14 protein-coding genes are annotated in these 12383 nt (G+C 56.7%); 13 read left to right on the top strand and 1 reads right to left on the bottom strand.

Translation table 11 applies throughout. The features are described 5' to 3' along the window. Window positions 1-2 precede the first annotated feature (2 nt). The 12 genes from rpsE to bfr all read left to right on the top strand — a co-directional run bounded on the left by rpsE (window position 3) and on the right by bfr (window position 7902). Complete coding sequence (rpsE, locus tag CI807_RS03000) at window positions 3-503, top strand: 30S ribosomal protein S5 (RefSeq protein ID WP_003176409.1); 501 nt, start codon at window positions 3-5, stop codon at window positions 501-503. A 2-nt stretch (window positions 504-505) separates the two neighbouring features. Then, window positions 506-682, top strand: coding sequence for a 50S ribosomal protein L30 (rpmD, locus tag CI807_RS02995; RefSeq protein WP_003176408.1), 177 nt, complete (start codon window positions 506-508; stop codon window positions 680-682). 3 nt (window positions 683-685) lie between these two features. Beyond that, complete coding sequence (rplO, locus tag CI807_RS02990) at window positions 686-1123, top strand: 50S ribosomal protein L15 (protein WP_003176407.1); 438 nt, start codon at window positions 686-688, stop codon at window positions 1121-1123. After that, complete coding sequence (gene secY, locus CI807_RS02985) at window positions 1124-2452, top strand: preprotein translocase subunit SecY (RefSeq protein WP_003194637.1); 1329 nt, start codon at window positions 1124-1126, stop codon at window positions 2450-2452. Window positions 2453-2480: 28 nt separating this feature from the next. Further along, complete coding sequence (gene rpmJ / locus CI807_RS02980; RefSeq protein ID WP_002555468.1) at window positions 2481-2597, top strand: 50S ribosomal protein L36; 117 nt, start codon at window positions 2481-2483, stop codon at window positions 2595-2597. 129 nt (window positions 2598-2726) lie between these two features. Further along, entirely contained in the window at window positions 2727-3083 is a 357-nt protein-coding gene (rpsM, locus tag CI807_RS02975) for a 30S ribosomal protein S13 (RefSeq protein WP_003194635.1), read from the top strand. A gap of 30 nt (window positions 3084-3113) precedes the next feature. Next, window positions 3114-3503: a 30S ribosomal protein S11 gene (gene rpsK, locus CI807_RS02970; protein WP_002555466.1), complete on the top strand. Its 390-nt coding sequence runs from the start codon at window positions 3114-3116 to the stop codon at window positions 3501-3503. Between the two features lie 18 nt (window positions 3504-3521). After that, window positions 3522-4142, top strand: a complete 621-nt coding sequence (gene rpsD / locus CI807_RS02965) for a 30S ribosomal protein S4 (protein ID WP_003176404.1) — start codon at window positions 3522-3524, stop codon at window positions 4140-4142. Between the two features lie 22 nt (window positions 4143-4164). Beyond that, the gene (rpoA, locus tag CI807_RS02960) at window positions 4165-5166 is read left to right on the top strand and encodes a DNA-directed RNA polymerase subunit alpha (protein ID WP_003176403.1); all 1002 of its coding nucleotides are present in this window, start codon (window positions 4165-4167) and stop codon (window positions 5164-5166) included. 41 nt (window positions 5167-5207) lie between these two features. Continuing rightward, window positions 5208-5594, top strand: a complete 387-nt coding sequence (gene rplQ, locus CI807_RS02955) for a 50S ribosomal protein L17 (protein WP_003176402.1) — start codon at window positions 5208-5210, stop codon at window positions 5592-5594. A 239-nt stretch (window positions 5595-5833) separates the two neighbouring features. Then, window positions 5834-7282 carry a catalase gene (locus CI807_RS02950; protein WP_095013700.1) on the top strand — a complete coding sequence of 483 codons (1449 nt, stop codon included), beginning with the start codon at window positions 5834-5836 and terminating at the stop codon, window positions 7280-7282. 155 nt (window positions 7283-7437) lie between these two features. Continuing rightward, window positions 7438-7902, top strand: coding sequence for a bacterioferritin (bfr, locus tag CI807_RS02945; protein ID WP_003176400.1), 465 nt, complete (start codon window positions 7438-7440; stop codon window positions 7900-7902). 65 nt (window positions 7903-7967) lie between these two features. Here bfr and uvrA read toward each other — a convergent pair whose 3' ends face one another. Further along, window positions 7968-10802, bottom strand: coding sequence for an excinuclease ABC subunit UvrA (uvrA, locus tag CI807_RS02940; protein WP_033900046.1), 2835 nt, complete (start codon window positions 10800-10802; stop codon window positions 7968-7970). A 178-nt stretch (window positions 10803-10980) separates the two neighbouring features. Here uvrA and CI807_RS02935 point away from each other — a divergent pair, with 178 nt between their 5' ends. Further along, window positions 10981-12375 carry an MFS transporter gene (locus CI807_RS02935; RefSeq protein WP_010206876.1) on the top strand — a complete coding sequence of 465 codons (1395 nt, stop codon included), beginning with the start codon at window positions 10981-10983 and terminating at the stop codon, window positions 12373-12375. Window positions 12376-12383: the final 8 nt, after the last annotated feature.

The raw sequence follows: 12383 nt of genomic DNA, 5'->3' as shown, positions 1-12383 counted from the left end.
TTATGTCAAATAACGACCAAAAGCGCGACGAAGGCTACATTGAGAAGCTGGTTCAAGTTAACCGCGTAGCCAAAACCGTTAAAGGCGGCCGTATCTTCACCTTCACCGCGTTGACCGTGGTAGGTGATGGTAAAGGCCGTGTTGGCTTCGGCCGTGGCAAGTCACGTGAAGTGCCTGCTGCGATCCAGAAGGCAATGGAAGCTGCTCGTCGCAACATGATCCAAGTTGATCTGAACGGCACCACGCTGCAGTACGCAATGAAGTCTGCCCATGGCGCTTCGAAGGTGTACATGCAGCCTGCTTCTGAAGGTACCGGTATCATCGCTGGCGGCGCTATGCGTGCTGTCCTCGAAGTTGCTGGTGTTCAGAACGTTCTGGCCAAGTGCTACGGCTCGACTAACCCGGTAAACGTGGTTCACGCCACTTTCAAAGGTTTGAAAGCTATGCAATCTCCTGAGTCCATCGCTGCCAAGCGTGGTCTGACTGTCAAGGAGATCTTCTGATCATGGCTACCGTTAAAGTAACGCTGATCAAAAGCATGACCGGCCGCATCCCTAACCACAAACTGTGTGTTAAAGGTCTGGGTCTGCGTCGCATCGGTCACACTGTAGAAGTCCAGGATACTCCCGAGAATCGCGGGATGATCAACAAGGCTTACTACATGCTGCGTGTAGAGGGTTAATCGATGAAACTCAATGATCTGAGTCCAGCGCCGGGTTCCCGTCGCGAAAAGCATCGTCCGGGCCGTGGTATCGGTAGCGGTTTGGGTAAGACTGGTGGCCGTGGCCACAAAGGTCAAACCTCCCGCTCCGGTGGCACCATCGCTCCAGGCTTTGAAGGCGGTCAACAGCCGCTGCATCGTCGCCTGCCTAAGTTCGGTTTCGTATCCCTGAAAGCCATGGACCGCGCAGAAGTGCGTCTGTCCGAGCTGGCTAAAGTGGAAGGCGACATCGTTACTGTGCAGACCCTGAAAGATGCCAACGTGATCAACGTCAACGTACAGCGTGTGAAAATCATGCTGTCCGGTGAAGTGACTCGCGCTGTCACTATCGGCAAGGGAATCGGCGCCACCAAAGGTGCGCGTTCGGCTATCGAAGCAGCTGGCGGCAAGTTCGAGGAATAAATGGCTAAGCAAGGTGCTCTCTCAGCGCTCGGCAAAGGCGGTATGTCTGAACTTTGGGCTCGTCTGCGTTTTCTGTTCCTGGCGATTATCGTCTACCGAATAGGCGCACACATCCCGGTTCCAGGTATCAACCCGGACCGACTCGCAGACCTGTTTCGACAGAATGAGGGGACCATTCTTAGCTTGTTCAACATGTTTTCCGGCGGCGCGCTGGAGCGGATGAGCATCTTTGCACTGGGGATCATGCCGTACATTTCGGCATCGATCATCATGCAACTGATGACCGCCGTCAGCCCGCAGCTGGAGCAGTTGAAGAAGGAAGGTGAAGCTGGCCGTCGCAAGATTAGCCAGTACACCCGCTACGGCACTGTCGTCCTCGCCCTGGTTCAAGCTATCGGCATGTCCGTTGGCCTGGCAGGGCAGGGCGTTGCGTTCACTGGTGACTTTGGCTTCCATTTCGTCGCGGTATCCACATTTGTGGCTGGTGCGATGTTCATGATGTGGCTGGGTGAGCAGATTACTGAGCGTGGTGTTGGCAACGGTATCTCGATGTTGATTTTCGCAGGTATCGTCGCCGGTCTTCCGAGAGCGATTGGGCAGTCTTTCGAGTCTGCACGTCAGGGTGATATCAACATTTTCGCCCTGGTTGCCATCGGTTTGCTGGCAGTAGCGATTATCGGTTTTGTGGTGTTCATTGAGCGTGGCCAGCGTCGTATTGCTGTTCACTACGCCAAGCGTCAGCAGGGCCGTAAGGTCTTTGCTGCGCAGACCAGCCACTTGCCGCTGAAAGTGAATATGGCCGGTGTTATTCCGGCAATTTTCGCGAGCAGCATTTTGCTGTTTCCGGCTTCGTTGGGTACCTGGTTTGGTCAGTCCGAAAACATGGGCTGGCTGCAGGACCTCTCTCAGTCGATCGCTCCTGGTCAGCCGTTGAATATTCTGCTGTTTAGTGCAGGGATTATTTTCTTCTGCTTCTTCTATACGGCGTTGATGTTCAATCCGAAAGACGTAGCGGAAAACCTGAAGAAGTCCGGTGCCTTTATTCCGGGCATCCGTCCAGGTGAGCAGTCTGCACGCTACATTGATGGCGTTCTGACTCGTTTGACCCTGTTCGGTGCTCTATATATGACGGCCGTGTGCTTGTTGCCCCAGTTTCTGGTGGTTGCAGCAAACGTTCCGTTCTACCTTGGCGGGACCTCGTTGCTGATCGTGGTCGTGGTTGTGATGGACTTCATGTCCCAAGTACAATCGCACCTCGTTTCGCACCAGTACGAATCCCTGATGAAGAAAGCCAACCTGAAGGGCTACGGCAGCGGCATGTTGCGCTGAGTACCCCATAAGGTTCGAGGAGTTGGTGATGAAAGTTCGTGCATCGGTGAAAAAGCTGTGCCGTAACTGCAAGATTATTCGCCGCGAAGGTGTTGTTCGAGTAATTTGCAGCGCGGAACCGCGTCACAAACAGCGCCAAGGCTGAGTGTGATCCGCTTGAAGCCCGGCAGCTAGTGCGCTGCCGGGTTGATTATTTGTTATTACAGCGATATTATCTCGCGCCCTATTTCTTGGCTTCCGGGGCGTAGGTAGCTGTCAATTGGAGTCCCACTGAATGGCCCGTATTGCAGGCGTTAACATTCCAGATAACAAGCACACTGTTATCTCGCTGACCTACATCTATGGTGTTGGTCGCACTACTGCGCAGAAAATTTGCGCAGTTGCTGGGGTAAACCCAGCCGCTAAGATCAAGGATCTGAGCGACGAGCAGATTGAACAGCTGCGTGGCGAAGTGGCGAAGTTCACCACTGAAGGTGACCTGCGTCGCGAAATCAACATGAAAATCAAGCGTTTGATGGACCTCGGTTGCTATCGCGGTCTGCGTCATCGTCGTGGTCTTCCAGTACGCGGTCAGCGTACCAAGACTAACGCGCGTACCCGTAAAGGTCCGCGTAAGCCGATCCGCAAGTAATCGCCCCAGCGAATCGACAGGAAAATTATCATGGCAAAACCTGCTGCTCGTCCTCGTAAAAAAGTTAAAAAGACAGTGGTTGATGGCATCGCCCACATCCATGCTTCTTTTAACAACACAATCGTGACCATCACCGACCGTCAAGGTAACGCGCTTTCTTGGGCTACCTCCGGTGGTTCGGGTTTCCGCGGTTCCCGCAAGTCCACCCCGTTTGCTGCTCAAGTAGCTGCTGAACGTGCTGGTCAAGCTGCGCTGGAATATGGCCTGAAAAACCTCGACGTTAACGTCAAGGGTCCAGGTCCAGGTCGTGAGTCTGCTGTCCGTGCTTTGAACGGCTGTGGCTATAAGATCGCCAGCATCACCGACGTGACGCCAATCCCGCACAACGGGTGCCGTCCGCCGAAGAAGCGCCGCGTGTAATCCAGGAGATTGTAAAGAATGGCTCGTTACATTGGTCCAAAATGCAAACTCGCTCGTCGCGAAGGCACCGATCTCTTCCTGAAGAGCGGCGTGCGCGCGATCGAATCGAAGTGCAACATTGAAGCAGCACCTGGTATCCACGGCCAACGCCGCGGTCGCCAGTCCGATTACGGCACCCAACTGCGTGAAAAGCAGAAGGTCCGTCGTATCTACGGCGTTCTCGAGCGTCAGTTCAGCGGCTACTACAAAGAAGCTGCTGGCAAGAAAGGTGCAACCGGTGAAAACCTGCTGCAACTGCTCGAATGCCGTCTGGACAACGTTGTATACCGTATGGGCTTTGGTTCGACTCGTGCCGAATCCCGTCAGCTGGTATCGCACAAGTCGATCAGCGTTAACGGTCAGACCGTAAACGTTCCGTCCTACCAGGTTCGTGCTGGTGACGTGGTCGCAGTTCGCGAGAAAGCAAAAAACCAACTTCGCATTGTCCAAGCTCTCGATCTGTGTGCCCAACGTGGCCGCGTAGAATGGGTAGAAGTAGACACTGAGAAGAAGTCGGGCGTTTTCAAGAACGTTCCTGCTCGCAGTGATCTGTCCGCCGACATCAACGAAAGCCTGATTGTCGAGCTCTACTCCAAGTAAGGGCTAGAAAATAGGTGCATCCATGCAGATTTCGGTAAATGAGTTCCTGACACCCCGCCACATTGATGTGCAGGTTGTCAGTCCAACCCGCGCCAAAATTACTCTCGAGCCTCTCGAGCGTGGTTTTGGCCACACCCTGGGCAACGCGCTGCGCCGCATCCTGTTGTCCTCAATGCCCGGCTGTGCAGTAGTCGAGGCCGAGATTGACGGTGTGCTCCACGAGTACAGCGCCATCGAAGGTGTACAGGAAGACGTAATTGAAATCCTGTTGAACCTTAAAGGTCTGGCTATCAAGCTGCACGGCCGTGACGAAGTTACGCTGACCTTGTCGAAGAAGGGTTCGGGGGTGGTTACCGCTGCCGATATTCAGCTGGATCATGATGTCGAGATCGTTAACCCCGATCACGTAATCGCTAACCTGGCGTCTAACGGCGCCCTGAACATGAAGCTCACCGTAGCTCGTGGTCGTGGTTATGAACCGGCCGACTCGCGTCAGAGCGATGAAGACGAAAGCCGCAGCATTGGTCGCTTGCAGCTTGACTCTTCGTTCAGCCCGGTTCGCCGTATCGCATACGTGGTGGAAAACGCCCGTGTCGAGCAGCGTACTAACCTGGACAAGCTGGTTATTGATCTGGAAACCAACGGTACTCTGGATCCTGAAGAGGCTATTCGCCGCGCTGCAACCATTCTGCAACAGCAGTTGGCTGCGTTCGTCGACCTCAAGGGTGACAGCGAACCAGTGGTAATCGAGCAGGAAGACGAGATCGATCCGATCCTGCTTCGCCCGGTTGACGATCTGGAACTGACTGTACGTTCGGCTAACTGCCTTAAGGCGGAAAACATTTACTACATCGGCGACCTGATTCAGCGTACCGAAGTAGAACTGTTGAAGACTCCGAACCTGGGCAAGAAATCCTTGACTGAAATCAAGGACGTTCTGGCCTCCCGCGGTCTGTCCCTCGGCATGCGCCTCGACAACTGGCCGCCTGCAAGTCTTAAGAAGGACGACAAGGCGACTGCCTGATCGTCGTAATCACCGAACGTGAGTTTGGTAAGGAATGAACCATGCGTCATCGTAAAAGTGGTCGTCACCTGAGCCGTACCAGCTCGCACCGCAAGGCCATGTTCCAAAACATGGCGGTGTCGCTGTTCGAGCACGAGCTGATCAAAACTACACTGCCGAAAGCTAAAGAACTGCGTCGCGTTGCTGAGCCGCTGATCACTTTGGCCAAGACAGACAGCCTGGCTAACCGCCGTCTGGCTTTCGACCGTACTCGTTCGAAAGCTATCGTTGGTAAGCTCTTCAACGACCTGGGCAAGCGTTACGCTACCCGTGAGGGTGGCTACCTGCGCATCCTCAAGTGCGGTTTCCGCGCTGGCGACAACGCGCCTATGGCGTACGTCGAGTTGGTTGATCGTGCTACTGCCGGCGAAGCTGTAAGCGCCGAGTAAGACGACAAGCTGCATCGAAGAACCGGGCCTAGTGCCCGGTTTTTTGTGTCTGTAACAAAAAGCGCGCTCGATACAAGCTTCCGTGGGTTGTGCTCGGCACTATGGGGGGTGGAGTGTTCGGTAGAAAATATCTATTGATGCCTACAATTTAATGAATTTGTAGACGTCATGTTGATGATCAATACTCCTCCCAAGCCGATTAGCCGGCAGTTCCAAGTCCGACCTGAGGGAAATTGAGCATGAGCCAGAATAAAATCCTTACCACCGCGAGCGGCGCCCCCGTTGCGGACAACCAGAATTCCCGTTCCGCCGGCCCGCGTGGCCCGTTGCTGCTCGACGATTTTCACCTGATCGAGAAGCTCGCTCACTTCAACCGTGAAAACATTCCCGAGCGTCGTGTGCACGCCAAGGGCTCGGGTGCTTACGGTACTTTCACGGTCACTACAGATATCACGCAATACACCAGCGCCAAGCTGTTCGAGTCCGTTGGCAAGCAAACCCCAACCTTCCTGCGGTTCTCCACCGTTGGCGGTGAGCGTGGTTCGGCTGATACCGAGCGCGATCCACGCGGTTTCGCTTTGAAGTTCTACACCGAAGAAGGCAACTGGGACATCGTGGGTAACAACACCCCTGTGTTCTTCATTCGCGATCCCTTGAAGTTCCCGGATTTCATCCACACCCAGAAACGTTTGCCGCAAAGCAATCTGAAAAGCGCGCAAATGATGTGGGATTTCTGGTCGCATTCCCCTGAGGCGCTGCACCAGGTCACTATCCTGTTCTCGGACCGTGGCATCCCTGACGGCTACCGCCACATGCACGGCTTCGGCAGTCATACCTACAGCCTGATCAACGCTAAGGGTGAGCGTCACTGGGTCAAGTGGCACTACAAGACCAAGCAGGGCATCAAAAACCTGGCGCCGGCTGAAGCTGCACGCCTGGCCGGTACCGACCCAGATTACGCGCAGCGCGATCTGTTCGGTGCGATCGAACGCGGTGACTTCCCGAAATGGCGCGTCTGCCTTCAGATCATGACCGAGGCCCAAGCCAACGCTCATTACGAGAACCCTTTCGATGTGACCAAAACCTGGTCGCAGAAGGAGTTCCCGCTGATCGAAGTCGGCGAGCTGGAACTGAACCGTAACCCGCAGAACTACTTCGCTGAAGTGGAACAAGCTGCCTTCGGCCCAAGCAACATGGTTCCAGGCGTCGGCCTGTCGCCAGACCGTATGCTTCAAGGTCGTGTTTTTGCGTACGCCGATGCCCACCGCTATCGCGTTGGCACCAATCATCAGCAACTGCCGGTGAATGCTCCGCGTAACCAAGTAAATAGCTACCAGCGTGATGGTTCGATGGCCTTCGGCAGCAACGGTGGCGCGGCGCCTAACTACGAGCCAAACAGCTACGCCGATGCGCCGAAACAAGCACCTCAGTATGCGGAGCCGGCACTGGCCCTTAGCGGCGCGGCAGACCGCTACGATCACCGCGAAGACACCGATTACTACAGCCACGCCGGTGCGCTGTTCCGCCTGATGAACGATGAGCAGAAAGCCTTGCTCACCAACAACATTGCCGGCGCGATGGGTGGCGTTTCCAGTGACGTGGTTCAGCGCCAACTGCAGCACTTCTACAAGGCCGATCCGGCTTATGGAGAAGCAATCGCAAAGGCGTTGGGTGTATCGCTTAACTGACTCTAAACGATAAGCAGAACCGCCCTCATTTGGGCGGTTTTTGCGTTATTTCAGCTACTTTTCTCCGAAAAACATCACTTTTCTGCCGTTGATCCCGTGACCTTCAAGTCATCATGGTTCAAACTACAGACTTTCAAGCAGGGAGATGTAGGGCGATGCAAGGTCACCCCGACGTAATCGATTACCTCAACACGTTGCTGACGGGCGAACTGGCTGCTCGTGACCAATATTTCATCCATTCGCGCATGTACGAAGACTGGGGCTTTACTGAGCTCTACGAACGTATCAACCACGAGATGGAAGAAGAGGCACAGCACGCCGACGCACTGATGCGCCGTATCCTCATGCTCGAAGGCACGCCGCGTATGCGTCCGGATGACCTGGATGTGGGCACCACAGTCCCTGACATGCTCGCTGCCGACCTGCGCCTCGAGTACAAGGTCCGTGCCGCGCTCTGCAAAGGCATCGAGCTCTGTGAGCAGCACAACGACTATGTCACCCGGGAAATCCTGCGGGTACAGTTGAATGACACCGAAGAAGATCACACCTACTGGCTCGAAAAGCAGTTGGGCCTGATCAAGCTGATTGGCCTGGAGAATTACCTGCAATCGCAGTTCTGATTCCCGGCTACAAAAAAGCCCCTGTCACCGCAAAGTGACAGGGGCTTTTCATTGGGCCCGAAAAGTCAGGCCCGGTCGCGCTCCAACAATGGTTTCAAGTAGTAACCGGTGTGCGACTGCGGCATTTCGGAGACTTGCTCCGGCGTGCCCACGGCAATGATCTGGCCACCTTTGGAGCCGCCTTCCGGCCCCAGGTCCACCAGCCAATCGGCCGTCTTGATCACATCAAGGTTGTGCTCGATCACCACCACGGTGTTGCCGTGGTCGCGCAGGCGGTGCAGCACGTCCAACAGTTGCTGGATATCCGCGAAGTGCAGGCCGGTGGTCGGCTCATCGAGGATATACAGGGTTTTACCGGTATCGCGCTTGGACAGCTCGCGAGACAACTTCACCCGCTGCGCCTCACCCCCCGACAGCGTGGTCGCCGACTGCCCCAGTTTGATGTAGGACAAGCCCACGTCCATCAGTGTTTGCAGCTTGCGCGCCAACGCCGGGACCGCGTCGAAGAACACCCGTGCTTCCTCGATGGTCATCTCCAGGGTTTCGTGGATGCTCTTGCCCTTGTACTTGATCTCCAAGGTTTCGCGGTTGTAGCGCTTGCTCTTGCACACATCGCACGGCACGTAGATGTCCGGGAGGAAGTGCATCTCCACCTTGATCAAGCCATCGCCCTGGCACGCTTCACAGCGCCCGCCCTTGACGTTGAACGAGAACCGGCCCGGCCCGTAACCCCGTGAGCGCGATTCCGGAACGCCAGCAAACAGCTCACGAATCGGCGTGAACAAACCGGTGTAGGTCGCCGGGTTGGAACGCGGTGTACGACCAATCGGGCTTTGGTCGATATCGACCACCTTATCCAGGTGCTCCAGGCCTTTGATGCTGTCGTGGGCCGCCGCTTCCAAGGTGGTCGCGCCATTCAGGGCGGTGGCACTCAAGGGGAACAACGTATTGTTGATCAGCGTCGATTTACCCGAGCCGGAAACGCCGGTCACACACGTCAGCAGGCCCAGTGGAATTTCCAGGTCTACATTGCGCAAGTTGTTGCCGCGTGCGCCCTTGAGGTGCAGCGCCAGCTTCTTGTTACGCGGTGTACGTTTGGCCGGCACTTCGATCTTCACGCGGCCAGATAAGTACTTACCGGTCAGCGAGTCCGGGTGAGCCATGACTTCCGCCGGCGTACCTTCGGCGACAATATGCCCGCCATGCACACCCGCGCCGGGGCCGATATCGACCACGTAATCCGCCAGGCGGATCGCATCTTCATCGTGCTCGACCACAATCACCGTATTGCCGATATCCCGCAGGTGTTTCAACGTGCCCAGCAGGCGATCGTTGTCGCGCTGGTGCAAGCCAATCGAAGGTTCATCGAGGATGTACAACACACCCACAAGGCCGGCACCAATCTGGCTGGCCAGGCGTATCCGCTGGGCTTCACCGCCGGACAAGGTGTCGGCACTGCGATCCAGCGACAGATAGTCCAGACCCACGTTGACCAGGAACTGCAAGCGCTCGCGAATTTCCTTGAGGATCTTGTCGGCGATTTCCCCGCGGCGGCCGGTGAGCTTAAGCACACCAAAGTATTCACAGGCATCGCCGATTGGCAGGTTGGTCACCGCCGGCAGTGTCTTCTCGCCCACCCACACATGCCGCGCCTCACGACGCAGGCGAGTGCCGCGGCAATCCGGGCAAGGCTGGGTGCTGAGGAATTTCGCCAACTCTTCACGCACGCTAGCCGATTCGGTCTCGCGGTAGCGACGCTCCAGGTTTGGCACGATGCCTTCGAACGGGTGGGAGCGTTTGACGATGTCGCCACGGTCGTTCAGGTATTTGAAGTCGACGTTCTGCGAGCCGCTGCCGTGCAGGATGACCTTCTGCTGATCCGCCGGCAGTTGGTTGAACGGCACTTCCAGGCTGAACTTGTAGTGCGACGCCAACGACCCGAGCATCTGGAAATAATAGACGTTGCGCCGGTCCCAGCCACGTATCGCCCCCTCCGCCAGCGTTAGGTCACCGTTGACCAGGCGCTTGATGTCGAAGAACTGTTTCACGCCCAGGCCATCGCAAGTCGGGCAGGCGCCGGCCGGGTTATTGAAGGAAAACAGCTTGGGTTCCAGTTCGCTGATGGCATGGCCGCAGATCGGGCAGGCAAAGCGCGCGGAGAAGATGATCTCTTCGCCCGGCTCGTCGTCCATTGGCGCCACCAGGGCGATGCCGTCGGCCAGCTTCAACGCGGTTTCGAAGGATTCCGCAAGGCGCTGCTGCAGGTCGGCCCGTACCTTGAAGCGATCGACTACAACATCAATCGAATGCTTCTTCTGTTTGTCGAGCTTCGGCGCTTCGTCCAGCTCATAAAGCTTGCCGTTGATGCGCGCGCGCACAAAACCCTGGGCCCGCAGTTCTTCGAAGACGGAAAGGTGTTCACCCTTGCGCTCACGGATCACCGGCGCCAACAGCATCAGCTTGGCGCCTTCCGGCTGAGCCAACACCAGGTCGACCATCTGGCTGACGGTCTGGGCTTCCAGGGGAATGTCATGGTCCGGGCAACGCGGAATACCCACGCGTGCATACAGCAGGCGCAGGTAATCGTAGATTTCGGTAATGGTGCCCACGGTGGAGCGCGGGTTATGGGAGGTCGACTTCTGTTCGATGGAGATCGCCGGCGACAGGCCTTCAATGGTGTCGACGTCGGGTTTTTCCATCATCGACAGGAACTGGCGAGCGTAGGCCGACAGCGATTCCACATAGCGACGCTGGCCTTCGGCATACAGCGTGTCGAACGCCAGGGACGATTTGCCGGACCCGGACAAGCCGGTGATGACGATCAGTTTGTCCCTGGGCAGGGTCAGGTCGATGTTCTTCAGGTTGTGGGTTCTAGCCCCACGAATCAGGATCTTGTCCAAGATGGCCTCGCACGGCGGGCGTAAATAATGCCGGAGTATACGGCTAAAGACTGGATGAATATACACTGTCAAAAGGCCGCTTGCAGCCTTAGATGAAAGCTGCGCGGCAAACCGCCGCATATACCCTCTCAATCGATGGGACTGGTAGAATCGCCGCCGGTTCACACGAGGTTTTTCCATGCACGATCCCCACAGCGAACGCATGAGTAGCGGCGAGACCCGAGCGGCAAGCGGTCTGGCCCTGGTGTTCGCCTTCCGTATGCTGGGCATGTTTATGGTGTTGCCGGTGCTGGCGACCTATGGAATGGATCTCGCAGGCGCGACCCCCGCATTGATTGGCCTGGCCATTGGCGCCTATGGCCTGACCCAGGCGATTTTCCAGATTCCGTTCGGGATCATTTCCGACCGCATTGGCCGTCGTCCGGTGATTTACCTCGGGCTGATTGTGTTTGCCCTCGGCAGTGTGCTCGCGGCTCAATCCGACTCTATCTGGGGGGTGATTGCCGGACGGATCCTGCAAGGCGCCGGAGCGATTTCCGCCGCAGTGATGGCCTTGCTATCGGACCTGACCCGCGAACAACACCGCACCAAAGCCATGGCCATGATCGGCATGACTATCGGCCTGTCGTTTGCCGTGGCCATGGTGGTCGGTCCCTTGCTGACCCGTGCGTTCGGCTTGCATGGACTGTTCCTCGCCACCGGCGGTATGGCGCTGTTCGGCATCGTGATCGTGGCCTTCATGGTGCCGCGCTCCACCGGCACATTGCAGCATCGCGAGTCGGGCGTCGCACGCAAGGCGCTGTTGCCGACGCTCAAGCATCCGGACCTGCTGCGCCTGGATTTAGGTATCTTCGTATTGCACGCGATGCTGATGTGCAGCTTCGTCGCCTTGCCCCTGGCGCTGGTTGAAAAAGCCGGCTTGCCCAAGGAGCAGCACTGGTGGGTCTACCTCACTGCGCTGCTGATTTCGTTCTTCGCCATGATCCCATTCATCATCTATGGCGAGAAAAAACGCAAAATGAAACGAATCCTGCTCGGCGCCGTCACGACGCTGATGCTCACTGAGCTATTCTTCTGGCAGTTCGGCGACAGCCTGCGGGCGCTGGTAATCGGCACGGTGGTGTTTTTCACCGCGTTCAACCTGCTGGAGGCTTCATTGCCTTCGCTGATCAGCAAAGTTTCACCGGCCGGTGGCAAGGGCACGGCGATGGGGGTGTATTCCACCAGCCAGTTCCTCGGTTCTGCACTGGGCGGCATCATGGGGGGCTGGATGTTCCAGCATGGCGGTTTGTCGGTTGTCTTCCTCGGATGCGCCGGGCTGGCTGCACTTTGGCTGGCCTTTGCTGTTACCATGCGCGAACCTCCCTACGTCACAAGTCTGCGTTTGCCGCTATCGCCCGAGGCGATCCGCGAAAGCGGTCTGGTAGAGCGCCTCAAGGCAGTCGTAGGGGTAACAGATGCAGTCGTGGTCGCGGAAGAGGCGGCCATTTACATCAAATTGGACACCGAATTATTGGATCGCGCGACGCTTGAGCAACTGGTCAACCCAGTGCCGACAGCGCGCCCAGCCTAGGAGAACGT

This window comes from Pseudomonas sp. NS1(2017), assembly GCF_002269425.1.
GTDB classification, from domain to species: domain Bacteria; phylum Pseudomonadota; class Gammaproteobacteria; order Pseudomonadales; family Pseudomonadaceae; genus Aquipseudomonas; species Aquipseudomonas reactans.
This window is presented reverse-complemented; position numbering and strand designations above follow the sequence as displayed.